The sequence below is a fragment of the Blastococcus sp. SYSU D00695 genome (assembly GCF_054050555.1).
On record NZ_JBJGZP010000004.1, the window covers coordinates 41,315 to 58,251 of the forward strand.

At 75.2% G+C, this 16,937-nt stretch carries 16 protein-coding genes; 9 read left to right on the top strand and 7 right to left on the bottom strand.

The window, feature by feature from the left end:
* The first annotated feature begins 9 nt into the window (after window positions 1-9).
* The 4 genes from rpsR to ACI781_RS04010 all read left to right on the top strand — a co-directional run bounded on the left by rpsR (window position 10) and on the right by ACI781_RS04010 (window position 4,642).
* Window positions 10-246 carry a 30S ribosomal protein S18 gene (rpsR, locus tag ACI781_RS03995; protein WP_014378671.1) on the top strand — a complete coding sequence of 79 codons (237 nt, stop codon included), beginning with the start codon at window positions 10-12 and terminating at the stop codon, window positions 244-246.
* A gap of 11 nt (window positions 247-257) precedes the next feature.
* Window positions 258-704 (top strand): 50S ribosomal protein L9, encoded by a 447-nt coding sequence (gene rplI, locus ACI781_RS04000; RefSeq protein ID WP_456564773.1) that lies wholly within the window; start codon window positions 258-260, stop codon window positions 702-704.
* A gap of 624 nt (window positions 705-1,328) precedes the next feature.
* Window positions 1,329-2,699, top strand: a complete 1,371-nt coding sequence (gene dnaB / locus ACI781_RS04005; RefSeq protein ID WP_456564774.1) for a replicative DNA helicase — start codon at window positions 1,329-1,331, stop codon at window positions 2,697-2,699.
* Window positions 2,700-3,004: 305 nt separating this feature from the next.
* Complete coding sequence (locus ACI781_RS04010) at window positions 3,005-4,642, top strand: ABC-F family ATP-binding cassette domain-containing protein (protein ID WP_456564775.1); 1,638 nt, start codon at window positions 3,005-3,007, stop codon at window positions 4,640-4,642.
* 30 nt (window positions 4,643-4,672) lie between these two features.
* On the opposite strand, the gene ACI781_RS04015 is transcribed toward ACI781_RS04010, so the two are convergent.
* On the bottom strand, window positions 4,673-5,371 hold the full coding sequence (locus ACI781_RS04015; protein ID WP_456564776.1) for an NUDIX hydrolase: 699 nt from the start codon (window positions 5,369-5,371) through the stop codon (window positions 4,673-4,675).
* Window positions 5,372-5,455: 84 nt separating this feature from the next.
* Between ACI781_RS04015 and ACI781_RS04020 the strand changes: the two genes are divergently transcribed.
* Window positions 5,456-6,454: an SPFH domain-containing protein gene (locus ACI781_RS04020; protein ID WP_456564777.1), complete on the top strand. Its 999-nt coding sequence runs from the start codon at window positions 5,456-5,458 to the stop codon at window positions 6,452-6,454.
* Window positions 6,451-7,329, top strand: a complete 879-nt coding sequence (locus ACI781_RS04025; RefSeq protein WP_456564778.1) for a hypothetical protein — start codon at window positions 6,451-6,453, stop codon at window positions 7,327-7,329. Before ACI781_RS04020 ends, ACI781_RS04025 begins: the two co-directional genes overlap by 4 nt.
* 86 nt (window positions 7,330-7,415) lie before the next feature.
* Here ACI781_RS04025 and ACI781_RS04030 read toward each other — a convergent pair whose 3' ends face one another.
* The 3 genes from ACI781_RS04030 to ACI781_RS04040 form a co-directional block, all read right to left on the bottom strand.
* A complete protein-coding gene (locus ACI781_RS04030; RefSeq protein WP_456564779.1) occupies window positions 7,416-8,486 on the bottom strand; it encodes a DUF2235 domain-containing protein in 1,071 nt (356 codons plus the stop codon).
* A 73-nt stretch (window positions 8,487-8,559) separates the two neighbouring features.
* Window positions 8,560-9,762 (bottom strand): fatty acid desaturase family protein, encoded by a 1,203-nt coding sequence (locus tag ACI781_RS04035; RefSeq protein WP_456564780.1) that lies wholly within the window; start codon window positions 9,760-9,762, stop codon window positions 8,560-8,562.
* A 19-nt stretch (window positions 9,763-9,781) separates the two neighbouring features.
* Window positions 9,782-10,906 carry a ferredoxin reductase gene (locus ACI781_RS04040; protein ID WP_456564781.1) on the bottom strand — a complete coding sequence of 375 codons (1,125 nt, stop codon included), beginning with the start codon at window positions 10,904-10,906 and terminating at the stop codon, window positions 9,782-9,784.
* 99 nt (window positions 10,907-11,005) lie between these two features.
* Here ACI781_RS04040 and ACI781_RS04045 point away from each other — a divergent pair, with 99 nt between their 5' ends.
* Window positions 11,006-12,184: a PucR family transcriptional regulator gene (locus ACI781_RS04045; RefSeq protein WP_456564782.1), complete on the top strand. Its 1,179-nt coding sequence runs from the start codon at window positions 11,006-11,008 to the stop codon at window positions 12,182-12,184.
* 30 nt (window positions 12,185-12,214) lie between these two features.
* Here the strand turns inward: ACI781_RS04045 and ACI781_RS04050 are convergent, their stop codons facing one another.
* From ACI781_RS04050 to ACI781_RS04060, 3 genes are read right to left on the bottom strand one after another with little or no spacing between them, the layout of a single operon-like run.
* Window positions 12,215-12,805, bottom strand: a complete 591-nt coding sequence (locus ACI781_RS04050; RefSeq protein ID WP_456564783.1) for a class I SAM-dependent methyltransferase — start codon at window positions 12,803-12,805, stop codon at window positions 12,215-12,217.
* A gap of 36 nt (window positions 12,806-12,841) precedes the next feature.
* Window positions 12,842-13,291 (bottom strand): pyridoxamine 5'-phosphate oxidase family protein, encoded by a 450-nt coding sequence (locus ACI781_RS04055; RefSeq protein ID WP_456564784.1) that lies wholly within the window; start codon window positions 13,289-13,291, stop codon window positions 12,842-12,844.
* 4 nt (window positions 13,292-13,295) lie between these two features.
* Window positions 13,296-14,663 carry a DNA polymerase IV gene (locus ACI781_RS04060; protein WP_456564785.1) on the bottom strand — a complete coding sequence of 456 codons (1,368 nt, stop codon included), beginning with the start codon at window positions 14,661-14,663 and terminating at the stop codon, window positions 13,296-13,298.
* A gap of 127 nt (window positions 14,664-14,790) precedes the next feature.
* On the opposite strand from ACI781_RS04060, the gene ACI781_RS04065 reads away from it, so the two are divergent.
* Window positions 14,791-15,345: an NfeD family protein gene (locus ACI781_RS04065; protein ID WP_456564786.1), complete on the top strand. Its 555-nt coding sequence runs from the start codon at window positions 14,791-14,793 to the stop codon at window positions 15,343-15,345.
* The gene (locus ACI781_RS04070) at window positions 15,342-16,922 is read left to right on the top strand and encodes a flotillin family protein (protein ID WP_456564787.1); all 1,581 of its coding nucleotides are present in this window, start codon (window positions 15,342-15,344) and stop codon (window positions 16,920-16,922) included. Before ACI781_RS04065 ends, ACI781_RS04070 begins: the two co-directional genes overlap by 4 nt.
* The last annotated feature ends 15 nt before the right edge of the window (window positions 16,923-16,937 follow it).

Sequence of the window (16,937 nt, forward strand, 5' to 3'; positions counted from 1 at the left end):
GAGAACCCAGTGCCCAAGCCCCCTGTGCGCAAGCCCAAGAAGAAGGTCTGCCAGTTCTGCAAGGACAAGGCGACCTACGTCGACTACAAGGACACGACCCTGCTGCGGAAGTTCATCTCCGACCGCGGCAAGATCCGTGCCCGCCGCGTCAGCGGCAACTGCAGCCAGCACCAGCGTGACGTCGCCACGGCCGTGAAGAACAGCCGTGAGATGGCGCTGCTGCCCTACACCTCCACGGCGCGCTGATCATGAGCACGATGAAGCTGATCCTGACGCAGGAGGTCACCGGTCTCGGGTCCTCCGGCGACACCGTCGAGGTCAAGGGCGGCTACGGCCGCAACTTCCTCCTGCCCCGCGGGCTGGCCATCGTCGCCACCCGGGGTGCCGAGAAGCAGGTCGCGTCGCTGCGCCGGGCGCGTGCCGCCCGCGACGTGCGCAGCCTCGAGGAGGCGCAGGCCGTGGCCGGCCGCCTCACGGGGATGACCGTCCGCGTGCCGGCTCGCGCCGGTGAGGGTGGCCGCCTGTTCGGTCGCGTCACCACCGCCGACGTCGTCGCCGCGGTGACCGCCGCCGGTGGCCCGGAGCTGGACCGCCGCCGGATCGAGCTGCCCAGCAGCATCAAGACGACCGGCCACCACAAGGTGACCGTGCGCATCCACCCCGAGGTGAGCAGCGAGCTGACGATCGACGTCGTCGCCGCCTGATCCACCTGCACCGCCCACGAGGGGCGTCGGACTCCGGTCCGGCGCCCCTCGTGGCGTCTGCGGCCCCTGACGGGCTCCCGCCCCCTGACGGTGCTCCGACGCCGGTCGATGTGCGCTCAGGCCGCCTCCTGGGCCCGGGAACGCGGCCTGGGCGCACACCGTCGTCGGGTGCCGCGTCCCCGGCGCGACGGCGGGTCAGGGGCGGCCGTGTGACGGCTGGGACACCTGCGGCGCGCGGGCGACACGCCGGGGGACGACACGGCGAGTTCCCCCGGATTTCTCCCGTCCACACCCCGTGCGTCGTCCCGGCGCTGGTCAGGAGCGGGATACGCCGGGATCCCCCGCGCCGTCCCCCGCCGTCTCCACATGTCGACACGCCTGTGTCCACCGACTTGTCCACAAGTTGTGCAGAACGCCGCCCACACCGGTGTTGGACGGACCGGTCCGCCGTTCCTAACGTCGTCCCCGCCTGCCCGCCCGACCAGGACTGTCGGTGCCCTCCGGTAGGAACGTCTCGAACGCACGTTCGAGACAGGTGACGAACGTCTGGTGCTCCCCCACCGGGCCGCGGCCGATGGCCGGGGTCTGTGGCGGGGTGCGCCGGGGAGTGGATGGAGGACCGACGTGGCGGTGGCCGACGACTTCAGCCGGCCGCAGGCGACGGCGCCGGAGTACGACCGGCAGCCGCCGCAGGACGTCCAGGCGGAGCAGTCGGTGCTCGGCGGGATGCTGCTGAGCAAGGACGCGATCGCCGACGTCGTCGAGCAGCTGCACAGCGCCGACTTCTACCGGCCGGCGCACGCCATCATCTTCGACTGCATCCTCGACCTCTACGGCCGCGGTGAGCCGGCCGACGCCATCACCGTGGCCGCCGAGCTCAACCGCACCGACCAGCTGTCGAAGATGGGCGGCGCGGTCTACCTGCACACGCTCATCGCCTCGACGCCGACGGCGGCCAACGCCGGCTACTACGCGGCCATCGTCGCCGAGCAGGCCGTGCTCCGGCGCCTGGTGGAGGCCGGCACCCGCGTGGTCCAGCTGGGCTACGGCGCGGCCGGCGGGAAGGGCGACGTCGACGACATCGTCGACCGCGCCCAGCAGGAGATCTACGACGTCACCGAGAAGCGGATGAGCGAGGACTACTCGCGGCTGGAGGACATCCTCCAGCCGACGATGGACGAGCTCGACGCCATCGCCAGCCGCGGCGGGGTCAGCCGCGGCGTGCCGACCGGGATCCGCGACCTCGACGAGCTCACCAACGGCCTGCAGGCCGGCCAGATGGTCGTCATCGCGGCCCGGCCCGGCGTGGGCAAGTCGACCCTCGGGCTCGACATCGCGCGGTCAGCGGCGATCAAGAACCACATGGCGACGGTCATCTTCTCGCTGGAGATGAGCAAGCACGAGATCACGATGCGTCTGTTGTCGGCCGAGGCGAAGGTGCCGCTGCACCACATGCGCGCCGGCACGCTGTCGGACGAGGACTGGTCGAAGCTCGCCCGGCGGATGGGCGAGGTCGCCGACGCCCCGCTCTACATCGACGACTCCCCGAACATGACGATGATGGAGATCCGGGCCAAGGCGCGGCGTCTCCGGCAGCGGAACGACCTCAAGCTCGTGGTCATCGACTACCTGCAGCTCATGACGTCGGGCAAGCGGGTCGAGAGCCGCCAGCAGGAGGTCTCGGAGTTCTCCCGAGCGCTCAAGCTCCTCGCCAAGGAGATCGAGTGCCCGGTGATCGCGATGTCGCAGCTCAACCGTGGCTCCGAGCAGCGTCAGGACAAGAAGCCGATGCTGTCGGACCTCCGCGAGTCCGGCTCGATCGAGCAGGACGCCGACATGGTCATGATGATCCACCGCGAGGACATGTACGAGAAGGAGTCCCCGCGGGCCGGCGAGGCCGACATCATGCTGGTCAAGCACCGCAACGGCCCGACCGCGAACGTCACGGTGGCCTTCCAGGGTCACTACAGCCGCTTCGTGGACATGGCCAACTGACCTGCGCCGTCGGGCAGCGAGCCCCCGGGCCCGTCCCCGGTCGCCCTCCAGGCGGCCGGGACGGGCCTGGGTGCGTCCCGGTCTCCCGGGTGGCGTAATCCGGTTGGCCGCCGCCCACCGCGTCACCTAGCGTCTCCTCGTGCTCACCCCGCAGTACCTCTGAGGTCCTCCCGAACGGCCCGCCCCTCGCGATCGCGAGCCCGCGGGTCGTCCTGACCTGCCATCGACCGCTCGGCGGTCGCATCAGCGCGAAGCGCACCCCGGCCGTGAGCGGCCGGAGGGTGCCTCCGTTCGGAGGATCCGAGATGAGCCCCCTGACCCTGCCCGCGCGTGCGCGGGCGCAACTGACCGTCGACCAGGTCGGCGTCCGGCGTGGCGGTCGCACCGTCCTCGACGGCGTCTCCCTCGCCGTGACCCCCGGCTCCCGGTGGGGCGTCGTCGGCGAGAACGGCCGCGGCAAGTCGACGCTGCTGCACGTCCTGGCCGGAACGCTCGTCCCCGACGCCGGGCAGGTGCAGCGCGTCGGCACGCTGGGCGTGGCCGAGCAGGAGATGGTTGGCGACGACGGCGCCACGGTGTCCGACGCGGTGGAGCTCGAGCTGGGGCCCGCCCGCGCGGCGCTGCGAGCCCTCGACGCGGGGGTCGCCGCCCTCGCCGAGGGCCGGCCGCACGCAGCGGAGGACTACGCCGCGGCGCTGGACGCCGTGGAGGCGCTCGACGCGTGGGATGCCGAGCGGCGGGTCGACGTCGCGCTGGCCGCCCTGGGCGCGGTGACCGACCGGTCGCGACGGCTGGCCACCCTGTCGGTCGGTCAGCGCTACCGCGTCCGGCTGGCCTGCCTGCTCGGCGCCGGGCACGACTTCCTGCTGCTCGACGAGCCGACCAACCACCTGGACGCCGCCGGCCTGGCCTTCCTGACCGACGCGCTGCGCGGCTCCCCCGGCGGCGTCGTCGTGGTCAGCCACGACCGGGCGTTGCTGACCGACGTGGCCACCGCGATCGTCGACCTCGATCCCAGCCGCGACGGCCGCCCGCGCGTGTACGGCGACGGCTACCAGGGATACCGGGCCGGCCGCCGCGTCGAGCTCGCCCGCTGGGCGGCGGAGCACGAGCAGCAGGTCGCCGAGGCCGCCCGGCTGCACCAGGACCTCTCCGCGGCGCAGAACCGGCTGGTCACCGGCTGGCGACCGGACAAGGGGACCGGCAAGCACCAGCGCGCCACCCGCGCCCCGGGGCTGGTCCGGGCGGTGCACCGCCGGCAGGAGGAGCTGCGCCGGCACGAGATCGACGCGCCGGAGCCGCCGCTGCGGTTCCGGGCGCCGGAGCTGCCGGGGCGTCCGGGGGCCACCCTCGTGGCGGCGCGCGAGGTCGCCGTCCCCGGCCGGCTGGACCGGCCGGTCTCCGTGGCCGTCGACTCCGGGACCCGGCTGGTCGTCCGCGGTCCCAACGGCGCCGGGAAGTCGACGCTGCTGGCGGTCCTCGCCGGGCAGCTGCCGCCCACCGGCGGCCGGGTGCACCGGGCGCCGGGCGTGCGCGTGCACCTGTTGCGCCAGCAGTCCCCGCGGGCCGAACGGCGGCCGGTGGCGGAGGTGTTCGACGCGGCGGTCCGGGGGCTCACGGCCGAGGGGGACGGCGCCGCGGAGGGCGCGGTCGCGCTGACCGCGCTCGGACTGTTCCGCTCCGCGGACCTGCGCCGGGCCGTGCGGGAGCTGTCCACGGGGCAGCAGCGGCGGCTGGACCTGGCCATCGCCCTGGCCGCCCGCCCCCACGCACTGCTGCTCGACGAGCCGACGAACCACCTCTCGATCGCGCTCGTGGACGAGCTGACCGCGGCGCTCCAGGTCACCGCCGCCGCCGTCGTCGTCGCCACGCACGACCGGCAGATGCAGCAGGACCTGGCGGGCTGGCCCCGGCTGGACCTGGACGGGGACGGCGCGGCATAGGCCGGTGGTCCCCGTGCGGCCGGCGGCCGCTCAGTTCTCCGCGCGGAGCAGCGGCGGGTGCAGGACGCTCGCCGGACCGCGCCGGTAGAGCTGCGCGGGCCGGCCGCCGTCCCGGGTGGTGGACTCCCCCGTCGGCTCCAGGAAGCCGGGCGCGCTGGTCACCTTGCGGTGGAAGTTCCGCGGGTCCAGCGGCCGCCCCCACACCGCCTCGTAGACCCGCCGCAGCTCGGCCACGGTGAACGCCGGCCCGCAGAAGGACGCGGCCAGCGCGGTGTACTCGAGCTTCGCCCGCGCCCGCGCCACGCCGTCGGCCAGCACCGCGTCGTGGTCGAACGCCAGGCCCGGGGACACCTCCGCCACCGGCGCCCAGCGGGCCCCGGCCGCGTCGCTGCCGGGTCGCGGCTCCGGCGGGTCGGCGACCAGGGCCAGGTGGGCCACCGTGACCACCCGCATCCGCGGGTCCCGGTCGGGCGCCCCGTAGGACGCCAGCTGCTCCAGGTGTGCCGCCCCGGGCGTCAGGCCGGTCTCCTCCGCCAGCTCGCGGGCCGCGGCGGCGAGCAGGTCCTCGTCGGGGCGCACGAACCCGCCGGGCAGCGCCTCCCGGCCGGCGAACGGCTCCGGTCCGCGCCGGACCACCAGCACGCACAGCCGGCCGCCCCGGACCGTGAGGACGACGAGGTCCACCGTCACGGCCACCGGCGGGAACGCCCGCGGGTCGTAGTCCGTCACGCGCCCACCATAGCGTCAGATTGACGACAAGGCCGTCAGTTGCTTATCGTCAGGACGACGACAAACCGAGCAGGAGGCACCTCGATGGCCGACATCACCCGCTACCCCTTCGTCCGCCACCTGCGGAGCACGGCGACCGCGCACGTCCTCCGCGTCCGCAACGGGCGCGTCGTCCAGGCGGCCACCGGCGCGAGCTTCTGGTTCCGCCCGCTCTCGGCGGTCCTCTCGGAGATCCCGGTCGACGACCGCGAGCTGCCGCTGCTCTTCCACGCCCGGACGGCGGACTTCCAGGACGTCACGGTGCAGATGACGCTCACGTTCCGCGTCACCGACCCGGCGCTGGCCGCGGCGCGGGTGGACTTCTCGATCGACCCGGCCACGGGCCGGTGGCTGGGCACCCCGCTGGAGCAGGTGGCCGGCCTGCTCACCGAGTCGGCGCAGCAGCACGCGCTGGACCTGCTGACCACGATCGACCTCGCCACGGCGCTGACCCGCGGCGTCGCCCCCGTCCGCGACACCGTCGAGCGCGGCCTGGCCGCCGACCCGCGGCTGGCCGAGACCGGCATCGCCGTCATCGGGGTGCGCGTGGTCGCCGTCCGCCCGGAGGCCGACGTCGAGCGCGCCCTGCAGACCCCGACGCGGGAGCGCGTCCAGCAGGAGGCCGATCGGGCCACCTACGAGCGGCGGGCGATGGCCGTCGAGCGGGAGCGGGCGATCAGCGAGAACGAGCTGGCCAACCAGATCGAGCTGGCCCGCCGCGAGGAGGAGCTCGTCGGTCAGCGCGGCGTGAACGCCCGCCGGGAGGCCGAGCAGGCGGCGGCCGCGGCCGAGGTCGCCAGCGAGGCGCAGGCCCGCCGGGACCAGCGCTCGGCCCAGGTCCGGGCCGACACCGAACGGCTGCTGGGCGCGGCGCGGGCCGAGGCCACCGCCGCCGAGCTCGCCGCGCACGCCCAGGTCCCCGCGGAGGTGCTGTTCGCCCTGGCCGCCAAGGAGCTCGCGGCGCACCTGCCGCAGATCGACAGCCTGGTGCTCACCCCCGACCTGCTCGCCCCGGTGCTGGCCAAGCTCGGCGGTGCCCGGTGACGCCGGCCCCGCGGGTGGTCGTCGTCTCCCGCGCCACCGAGCTGCGCGAGCTCGTCGCCCGGCACGGCACCGCGGCGCAGGCGACGTTCTTCCTCGCCACCCGCGGCCGCGACATCGCCGAGGTGGCCGAGCGGGACGCCGCGCAGGCCCGCGCCCTGGCGACGGCGACCGCGGCGATCCCGGTCGACTGGCGCCGCGGCAGCGTGGACCGCGCCGACCTCCCCCGGTTCCTGTTCGCCCCCGACGACGTCGTCCTGGTGGTGGGGCAGGACGGGCTGGTCGCCAACGTCGCCAAGTACCTCGACGGCCAGCCGGTGGTCGGCGTCGATCCCGAGCCGGGCCGCAACCCCGGCGTGCTGGTCCGGCACCGGCCGGCCGACGTCGGCGGCCTGCTGCGGGACCGGCCGGCGCCGACCCCGCGCACGATGGTGCAGGCGACGACGGACGACGGGCAGGTGCTGCGTGCGCTCAACGAGGTCTACGTCGGCCAGCCGACCCACCAGACCGCCCGCTACCGGCTGACCGCCCCCGGTGCCGGCGCCGAGCGGCAGGCCTCCTCCGGCGTCCTCGTGTCGACCGGCACGGGCGCCACCGGCTGGTGCCGGTCGGTCTCCCGGGAGCGGTCGGACCCGCTGCCGCTGCCCGCGCCGGGGGACCCGCGGCTGGCCTGGTTCGTGCGCGAGGCCTGGCCGTCGCCGGCGACGGGGACCGGCTGCACCGCGGGCCTGCTCGGGGCGGACGACGTCCTGACCGTCGACGCGGAGTCCGACGGGCTCGTCGTGTTCGGCGACGGGCTGGAGGCCGACCGGCTGACCCTCTCCTGGGGTCAGCGGGTCACCGTCGGCCGCGCCGACCGCAGCCTCCAGCTGGTCTGAGCCGCGGTGTTCCACGTGGATCCGGAGCGTGGATCCGTTCCACGTGGAGTCGGGGCGTGGAGCCGGACGGTCGGGTGGCGCCGTCCTCACAGCAGCGAGCGCACCCACGGCTCCAGGTGCGGGTTGCGCGGCTCGTACCGCGGCCGTCCGGTCCCCCACCGGCGCAGCACGCCGCCGTCCAGCGTCTCGGCGATCGCCTCGCGGACCGGGCGCAGCAGCGGGCGGTTGAACGGCAGCAGCCCGGTGAGGCGGCCCAGCAGGGTCCTCGACCAGTCGTCGATCCGCCCCTGCCACTCCTGGCCGGTGGGCGGCGGCTCCGGCGGGTCGACCACCAGCCCGGCCTCGACGGCCCGGTCGACGACCCACTCGCGGGTGAGGACCGACAGCGGGTTGCGCCGCTCCGGCTCCGCCGTCCCACCGCCGCCCACGTTGGTGTGCCCGCCGACGAACCAGCGCTGCTCGACCGCGGTGGGGTGCCCGGGGATCGGGATGGGCACGCTGGTCCACATCGTCGGCACGAACAGCCCGCGGTGCTCGTCGACCGCGACCGCGTGGCAGGCGACGTCGACCAGCCCGCTCAGGTTCGTGTCGTGGAACTCGTAGCGGCGGCGGTTCACCCAGCGCCCCAGCCCGCCGGGGATGCCCAGGGCGCCCACGGTGTCGAAGACGCCGACGAATCGGATCCGGACCAGCCGCGAGTGCGCCAGGACCAGCTCGTCCTCGGCGGTGCGCGGGCGCACCTCGCCCGCCTGCATCTCGCGCAGCCCCGGCCGGCTGCGGTCGCGGTAGCGGCGGAAGACGGCGTCCGCGGGCAGGTGCTGGGCGGCGATCAGCCCGCACCGGGCGATCATCCCCGCGAGGCTCCGGGCCGTGAACGCCCCGCGGCTGTACCCGATCAGGAAGATCCGGTCCTCGTCGGACGTCCACCGCCGGGCGAGGAACTCGTAGCCCCGGCAGATGTTGTCGTCGAGCCCGACGCCGAACGCGCCGCCGACCAGGCGGTCGGAGACGCCCGTGCCGACGCCGCGCACGTAGCACCGCTCCTGGTGCACGCCGGGCGCCGCCTCGGGCACCCGGTCGCAGATCTGCACGACGTTGGTGTGGGCGTTGCTGTCGCTCCAGGTGCCGTCGAGGAAGGCGGCCAGGTTCCGCGCCATCGGACGATGGAACACCCGAGGCCCGGGACGTGGGGCGTTCCGGGCCTCGGGTGTCCGGCGGTGCGCGGGCCGGTCAGGCGGCCGCGGCCTCGGCCCGCAGCAGGCGGCGGCGGGTGGCCTTCGGGCCGGTGGACATCTTCCACAGCTTCACCAGCTGCGAGGGGAGGTTGCGCGCGGTGGTGTTGTCCAGCCAGCCGTTGGGCAGCGACAGCCGGAAGATCTTGTGCCAGGCGGAGTAGACCTGCTGCGGCAGCGGCGCCGTGTGGTACTTGAGCCCGTACTCCTCGAACAGGGCCCGGACCTTCGGCGCGATCTCGGCGTACCGGTTGCTGGGCAGGTCGGGGAAGAGGTGGTGCTCGATCTGGTGCGACAGGTTGCCGGTCATGACGTGCATCGCCTTCGACCCGGAGATGTTGGCCGAGCCGAGCATCTGGCGCAGGTACCACTCGCCCTTGGTCTCGCCCTCGATCGACTTCTTCTCGAAGGTCTCGACGCCCTCGGGGAAGTGCCCGCAGAGGATGACCGAGTTCGACCACAGGTTGCGGACGACGTTGGCGACGAAGTTCGCCGTCAGCGTGGACACGAAGTTCGGGCCGGACAGCAGCGGGTGGATCACGTAGTCCTTGCGGACCTGCCGGCCGATCTTGCGCAGCACGGCCTTGGCGCGGCGGCGGAACTCCGGGTCCTTGGTCTGCCCGGTGGCCACGACCTTGCCCAGCTCCAGGTCGTAGGCGGCGATGCCGTACTCGAAGAAGCAGGCGTTGACGAAGCTCCACAGCGGCTGCAGCAGGTGACCGGGGGCCCACTTCTGGTCCTCGTCGACCCGCATGATGCCGTAGCCGAGGTCGTTGTCCTTGCCGATCACGTTCGTGTACGTGTGGTGCAGCTGGTTGTGCGAGTGCTTCCACTGCTCGGCCGGGCTGGCCATGTCCCACTCCCACGTCGTGGAGTGGATCTTCGGGTCGCGCATCCAGTCCCACTGGCCGTGCAGGATGTTGTGCCCGATCTCCATGTTCTCGAGGATCTTGGCGATCGACAGCCCGATCGTGCCGAGCACCCACGCGGGCGGGAAGCCCGAGGCGAGCAGGACGGCGCGGCTGCCCAGCTCCAGCTTGCGGTGCACGTCGATGACGGTGCGGATGTAGCGGGCGTCGGACTCGCCGCGGCTGTCGATCACGCCCTGGCGGATGGCGTCGAGCTTCTTGCCCAGGAGCTCGACGTCCTCGGCGGTGAGGTGCGCGATCGGGTTGTCGCTCTTCTTCTGGATGGCGGTCATGCGGGGTCGGCTCCTCGGCTCAGTGGTCGATGGCGCAGGCGCCGGCGGCGGCACTGACGCAGGTCTGGACGAGGACGCCGTCCCCGGGGACGGCCGTGGTCACCTCGCCGGTGCGCAGGTCGCGGACGGCGCCCTCGCGCAGGGGCAGGACGCAGCCGAAGCAGATGCCCATCCGGCAGCCGCTGGGCATCAGGACGCCGGCCTCCTCGGCGGCGTCGAGGATCGGGGTCGCCCCGTCGGCCTCGAGCGTCGTCCCGGTGGCGGTGAAGGAGACCGTGCCGCCCTCGCCGTCGCCGGCGACGACGGTCGGCCGGAAGCGCTCGGTGTACAGCAGGTCGGCGAGGCCCGCGGCGGCCCAGTGCTGCTCCAGCGCCTCGAGCATCCCGACCGGCCCGCAGGCCCAGGTGGCGCGCTCGGCGACGTCGGGCACCAGCGCGGCGACGTCCTCGGCCGTGAGCATCCCGGCGGTGTCGGTGTGCTGCTCGACCAGCCGGATCCGGCCGGCGGCGGCCAGCGCCCGCAGCTCGGCGCCGAAGACGACGTCGTCGGCGGTGGGCGCGGAGTGCACGAGGACGACGTCGGGGAGCCCGTCGACCCCGGCGGCGTCGGCGACCCAGTTGCGCAGGATGCCCATGACCGGGGTGATGCCCGAGCCGGCGGTGACGAACAGCGCCTTGGCCGGGGTCGGCCGCGGCAGCACGAACTCGCCGGTGGCCTGGTCGAGCTGGACGATCGTGCCCCGCCGGACGCGGTGCACGAGGTGGTTGCTGACCTTCCCGTCCGGGATGGCCTTGACCGTGATCGTGAAGCAGCCGTCGGCCCGGCCCAGCACCGAGGTGATCGAGTACGCGCGCCACAGCCGGACGCCGTCGACGTCCACGCCGAGGCGGACGTACTGCCCGGGGACGTGCGGCCGCCAGTCGCGGCCGGGGCGGATGACGACGGTGGCGGCGTCCCGGGTCTCCCGGTGGACCGCCTCGATGCGGCCGCGCAGCGCCGCGCCGGAGCGCAACGGGTCGACCAGGTCGAGGTAGTCCGACGGCAGCAGCGGCGTGGTCGCCAGCTCCGCGAGCTTGACGACCCGGTCGCGCAACGCCGTCAGCCGGGGCCGGGTCGGGGAAGGACTCGGCTGCGTAACGGTCATGTCTCGAGGTTTCCCCGTCTGGCGACCAAACACCTGTGTCCGCGACGTGAATCGACGGCGCTACTTTGTTCGCCGAGCACAAACGCTCCGGGAGGTGTCGTGACCGAGGTGCAGTCGCCGTTCCCGCCGCACGTGGCGGCGGCGCTCGTCGAGCAGCTGCCCGCCGTCGCCGAGACGACGATCGCGGCCATCGTCGTCGAGGTGCCCAGCTACGCCGACGCGTTCGGCGGCGCCATGGGCAAGACCATCGACCGCGCCGTCCAGCTGGCCCTGGGCGGTTTCCTCAGCCTGGCCACGGGCGGGGCGGACCCCAGCCGGCCCGTGGGGCCGGCGCTGGACGGCGCCTACGCCCTGGGCCGGGGCGAGGCCCGCAGCGGCCGGTCGATGGACGCCCTGCTGGCGGCCTACCGGGTGGGTGCCCGCGTCTCGTGGCGGCACATGAGCGGCGCCGCCGTCGCCGCGGGGATGTCCCCGGCGGACCTCGCGCGCTTCGCCGAGCTCGTCTTCGCCTACATCGACCAGCTCTCGGCCTCCAGCGTGGCCGGGCACGCCGACGAGCTGGCCTCCACCGGCCGGGCCCGGCGCCGGCACCTGGAGCGCCTGGTCGGCGTCCTGCTGGCCGGCCGGCCGCTGCACGACCTGACCGCCGCCGCGGAGCGGGCGGAGTGGCTGCCCCCGCGCACCCTCACGGCGGTGCTGATCCCCGAGACCGAGGCGCGCGCCGCCTTCTCGGCCCTGGACGTGCGGACCCTGGTCAGCTCCGAGGAGCTCGCCGACCTCGGCCCGGGGCCCGAGCGGGTGGTCATGCTCGTGCCCGACGCCGAGGGGCGCGGCCGCACCGCGCTGCTGACCGCGCTGCAGGGCCGGCAGGCCGTGGTCGGGCCGCCGCGGCCGTGGGCGCAGGCGCAGGCGTCCTACGCGCGGGCGCAGCGGGCGCTGCAGCTGGGCCTGCGCGCCGAGGGGCGGGCCCCGCTGGACACCGAGGAGCGGCTCGCCGAGCTGGTGCTGCGCGCCGACGCCACCGCGCTGGCCGACCTGCGCCGGCGGGTCCTCGCGCCGCTGGCCGGGGTGTCCGACAGCGCCCGCGAGAAGCTCACCGAGACGCTGCGCTCGTGGCTGCTGCACCACGGGCGGCGCGACCAGGTGGCCGCGGAGCTGTTCGTGCACCCGCAGACGGTGCGCTACCGGATGGGGCAGCTGCGGGACCTGTTCGGCGACCGCCTCGACGACCCGCGGACGGTGCTGGAGCTGACCCTGGCCCTCGCCGTCCCCACCTGAGCGCGCTCCCGCCTCGGGCGGACGCCTGCCTCAGGACGCGGTGAGCACCGCGACGAGGAAGTCCGAGTCCGGCGTGAACGGGTGCAGGTGCCACGTCGACAGCAGCACCGACGGCGCCAGCCCGGCGGTGGCGGCGTCGGCGAGGAAGGCGTCGAAGGCGTAGTCGCGGCCGGCGCCGAAGCCGACGACGGCGCGCCCGCCGGGCGCCAGGTGCGCGCGGAACCGGCGCAGCACCTCCACCCGCGTACTGGGCGCGAGGAAGGTGACGACGTTGCCCGCGCAGACGACCGCGTCGAACCGGTCGGGCAGGTCCAGCTCGGCGAGGTCACCGACCAGCCAGCGCGGGCCGGGGTGGTCCTCGGTGGCGGCGGCGATCAGCACCGGGTCGACGTCCACGCCCACCACCTGGTGCCCGGCGCGCGCCAGGTGCCCCCCGACCCGGCCCGGGCCGCAGCCGGCGTCCAGCACGCGCGAGCCCCGCGCGAGCATGGCGTCCACCAGCCGCGCCTCGCCGACGATGTCCTCGCCGCGCGCGGCCAGCCGGCGGAAGCGCTCCACGTAGGCCGGGGAGTGGCCGGGGTCGGCCTCGGTCATGCGGACCCAGGAGCTCGGCTCGGTCATGCGCCCATCCTCTCCGGCGCGGTCCGGGCGCGCCGGTCAGGTCCGGACGTGCTCCTCCAGACCCCGGCCGGGGTGCCAGGCCAGGATCCGCAGCGCCGTGCGGTCGTCGGTGTGACCGGTCCACACCACCTCGGCCAGGTCCAGCCGGAACACGTGCGCGCCGCCCTCGCCCGGCTCCTCCGCCACGGCCCGGCCGGCGACCTTCGCCTCCCCCGGCCAGCTCGCGCCGTCCTCGCCCGGGTCGACGGTGGGGCTGTGCACCGCCACGCGCGGGTCCCGCAGCAGGTCGCGGGCCTTCACCGCGCCGGGCATCGAGCCCAGCCGCAGCTCGCCGTCGCCGGTGAACTGGACCTCGGTGCCGCTGATCCGCGGCCCGCCGTCGGCCCGCAGCGTCGCCATCGTGGCGTGCGGGGACGTCGCGAAGGCCGCGCGCACGCGGGCGGCCAGGTCCGGGACCTCGGCCGCGACGTCCGCCCAGCGCGCCATCCGCTCAGTCTGCCGCCTGCTCCCGCCAGTCGGGCGGGTCGGCGGCGTGCAGCGCCGGGTCGTCGGCGGCGAAGGTGCGCACCGGGCCGGGCGGGGTGCGCGGCCCCTCGAACCGCACGGTGACCCGGCCGATGCCGCGGCCCCACACCCAGCCGGCGCCGAGCTCGTCGTGCCGCACGTCCTGCCCGGGCCACCAGCGCCGCTCGGCGGGCAGGTCCGGCTCGGGCTCCGCGGCGGCGGGGACGGCGGCGTCGGGTCCGTCCGGGGCGCCGGGCTCGTCCCCGTCCGGGGAGGGGTCGAGGGCGAACAGGTCGCCCTGGGCGTACAGGGACAGCCCGGACACGCCCACCCCGAGCAGCCGCAGGCCGCCCGCCGTGCCGGCCTCGTCGAGCAGCCGCCGGGCGATGCCGGCGATCTGGCGCGGGTCGTCGGTCGGCTGCGGCAGCGTCTGCGACCGGGTGAGCGTCGTGAAGTCGTAGCGGCGCAGCTTGAGCGTCACCGTCCGGCCCGAGTAGGCGGCGGCCCGCAGCCGGCCGCCCACCCGCGCGGCCATCGCGTCGATCTCCCGGCCGAGCACCGTCCGGTCGGTCAGGTCGCGCTCGAAGGTCTCCTCCGCCGACACCGACTTGGTCTCCCGGTCGGGGACGACGGCGCGGTCGTCCTCGGCGCGGGCCAGCTGGTGCAGCCCCGCCCCGTGCGCGCGGCCGACCAGCGCGACGAGGTCGGGCAGCGAGCGGGCGGCCAGGTCGCCGACGGTGCGGACGCCGGCCGCGTGCAGCCGCTCGGCGGTGGCCGGCCCCACCCCGCCCAGGTGCGTCACCGGCAGCGGGTGCAGCACCTCCAGCTCCGTCCCCGGCGCCACCACGACCAGGCCGTCGGGCTTGTCCATCTCCGAGCCCAGCTTGGCCATCAGCTTCGAGCTGCCGATGCCGACCGACCCGGTCACCCCGCCGGTCGCCGCGGCGATCCGGTCCTTGAGACCCCGGGCCAGTTCCGTCACACCGGAGAACGAGAGGTCGCGCGCCGGGCCGGCGGCCAGGTCCACGTACGCCTCGTCGATCGACACCGGCTCCACCAGCGGCGACAGCTCCCGCAGCAGGCCCATCACGACGTCGGAGGTGGCCCGGTAGGCGGCGAACCGGCCGCCGAGGAACGCCGTGCCCGCCGGGCAGCGCCGCCGCGCCTCCGCCGTCGACATCGCCGACCGGGCCCCGTAGGCCCGCGCCTCGTAGGACGCAGTGGCGACGACGCCGCGCCCGCCCACCCCGCCGACGACCACCGGGCGCCCGCGCAGCGACGGCTTGTCGCGCTGCTCGACGGCGGCGAAGAAGGCGTCGAGGTCCAGGTGCAGGACGCTGGCCTCTCGACGCACCCGCCCATCCTCCCCTCCCCCGGGGACACGCCCGGGTGAACCGGCACGGCGGCGTCCCCGAACCGGTTGCCCGGCGGTGTCCGGCCTGGGAGTCTGCGGCCTCCGACCGCACGACCGAGGGGAGCCCGTGGACGCCGCCGCGACCGCATTCCTCGTCGTCGGCGGCGTCGGTGTCGCTCTGCTGCTGGTCTCCCTGCTGGTCGGCGAGATCGGGCACCTGGCGTTCGACGCCGACGGTGGCCCCTTCTCGCTGGAGGCGGTCGCCGCGCTGCTCGGCGGTGTCGGCTTCGGCGGCGCGGCGGCCACCGCCCTGCTGCCGGACACGGTGGACGGCGCGGCCGCGGTGGCGATCGCGCTGGTCGCCGGACTGGTCCTCGCCGTGCCGCTGGCCTGGGGGGCGATCCGGCTGTCCCGGGCGTTCCGCGACATGCCGACCACCGAGACGCTCACCCGCCACCACCTGGCCGGCACGCAGGGCGTCGTCGTCTCGGCGGTGCCCGCCGGCGGCTACGGCGAGGTGCGCCTCACCGTGGCCGGGCAGGGCCTGAAGTACGCCGCGCGCAGCGACGACGCCCTGCCCGCCGGCACCCCCGTCTACGTGGTCGAGGCGCTCAGCGAGACCGCCGTCCACGTCGTCTCGACCGCCCCGGACCCCCTCCCAGAACCCGGAGAGATGTCATGACCCTGCTGATCGCGATCGGCGGCATCGCCGTCCTCGTCGTCGCCCTCGTGCTGTTCGTGCTCAGCCGGATCAAGGTGGCCGGGCCCAACCAGGCGTTCCTGGTGACCGGCCGGCAGGGCCGCCAGGTCACCGACGCCTCGGGCGTGGTGTCGCGGGACAGCTCCGGGCAGAAGGTCGTGATGGGCGCCAGCGTCTTCGTGCTGCCCGTCGTGCAGAAGCTGCACACGATGGACCTGTCCAGCCGCCGCATCCCGGTCGGCATCCGCGGCGCGGTGTCCAAGCAGGGCGTCAAGTGCGACCTCGAGGGCGTGGCGATCGTCAAGGTCGGCGGCAGCGAGGGCGCCATCCGCGCGGCCGCGCAGCGCTTCCTCAACCAGCAGCAGGGCATCGACACCTTCACCTCGGAGGTGCTGGCCGGTGCGCTGCGCTCCATCGTGGGCCGCCTGACGATCGAGGAGATCATCCGCGACCGGGCCGCGTTCGCCTCCGCCGTCGCCGAGGAGGCCGAGTCGTCGCTGACCGGTCAGGGCCTGGTGCTGGACACCTTCCAGCTGCAGGACATCCAGGCCGAGGGCAGCTACCTGGCCGACCTCGGCCGGCCCGAGGCCGCGCGGGTGCTCAAGGAGGCCAGCATCGCCGAGGCGCGGGCCCGCCAGGCCGCGCAGCAGGAGCAGCTGCTGGCCGACGAGGCCATCGCCGTCGCCCAGCGGCAGCTGGCGCTGCGGCAGGCCGAGATCAGCGCCGAGACCGACGCCGCCAAGGCCAAGGCCGCCGCGGCCGGACCGCTGGCGCAGGCGGCGCAGGACCAGGCGATCCTCAGCGAGCAGGAGAAGGTCGCCGTCCGCACCGCGGCGCTGACCGAGCGGCAGCTGGACACCGAGGTGCGCCGCCCGGCCGACGCCCAGCGGTACAAGGTCGAGCAGGAGGCCGAGGCGCGCAAGAACGCCGCGATCCTCAGTGCGGAGGCCGAGCGGGCGTCCACCATCGCCGCCGCGGAGGCCGCCGCCCGCCAGGCCGAGCTCTCCGGTGAGGGCGAGCGGGCCCGCCGGTCGGCGCTGGCCGAGGCCGAGGCCATCGAGGGTGCCAAGCGCGGTGAGGCCGAGAAGCTGCGCCGCCAGGCGATCGCCGACGCGGTCGAGCGGGAGGGCGCGGCCGAGGCCGCGGCGATCCTGGCCCGCGGTCAGGCCGAGGCCGAGGCCCTGGACGCCCGCTCCGAGGCGTTCGCCAAGTACGGCGAGGCGGCCATCCTGGAGATGCTGGTCAAGGTGCTGCCCGACGTCGTCGGCGCCGCGGCCGCCCCGCTGTCGAGCGTGGACAAGATGACGGTCATCTCCGCCGACGGCGCGAACTCCCTCGGCCGGTCGGTGGCCGCCAACGTCGCCCAGGGGCTGCAGCTGTCCGGTGACCTGACCGGCCTGGACGTCCCCGCCCTGCTGCGCCGGCTCTCGGGCGCCGGGGCGGCGACGGGCGAGGCCGCTCCCCGCGCCCCCGGCGCCGTCCCCCCTGCCGGCAGGGACGGCGTCACCCGCATCCCGGTCGACGGCGGCGCCCCGGAGGGGAACGGCGCCCCGCACTGACGCGGCGCCGCCGCC

Excerpts from the sequence above, each read along its gene's own strand:
- rplI (WP_456564773.1), top strand. The coding sequence starts at position 258 with ATGAAGCTGATCCTGACGCAGGAGGTCACCGGTCTCGGGTCCTCCGGC.
- ACI781_RS04010 (WP_456564775.1), top strand. The coding sequence starts at position 3,005 with ATGAGCCCCCTGACCCTGCCCGCGCGTGCGCGGGCGCAACTGACCGTC.
- ACI781_RS04020 (WP_456564777.1), top strand. The coding sequence starts at position 5,456 with ATGGCCGACATCACCCGCTACCCCTTCGTCCGCCACCTGCGGAGCACG.
- ACI781_RS04030 (WP_456564779.1), bottom strand. The coding sequence starts at position 8,486 with ATGGCGCGGAACCTGGCCGCCTTCCTCGACGGCACCTGGAGCGACAGC.
- ACI781_RS04035 (WP_456564780.1), bottom strand. The coding sequence starts at position 9,762 with ATGACCGCCATCCAGAAGAAGAGCGACAACCCGATCGCGCACCTCACC.
- ACI781_RS04040 (WP_456564781.1), bottom strand. The coding sequence starts at position 10,906 with ATGACCGTTACGCAGCCGAGTCCTTCCCCGACCCGGCCCCGGCTGACG.
- ACI781_RS04050 (WP_456564783.1), bottom strand. The coding sequence starts at position 12,805 with ATGACCGAGCCGAGCTCCTGGGTCCGCATGACCGAGGCCGACCCCGGC.
- ACI781_RS04055 (WP_456564784.1), bottom strand. The coding sequence starts at position 13,291 with ATGGCGCGCTGGGCGGACGTCGCGGCCGAGGTCCCGGACCTGGCCGCC.
- ACI781_RS04070 (WP_456564787.1), top strand. The coding sequence starts at position 15,342 with ATGACCCTGCTGATCGCGATCGGCGGCATCGCCGTCCTCGTCGTCGCC.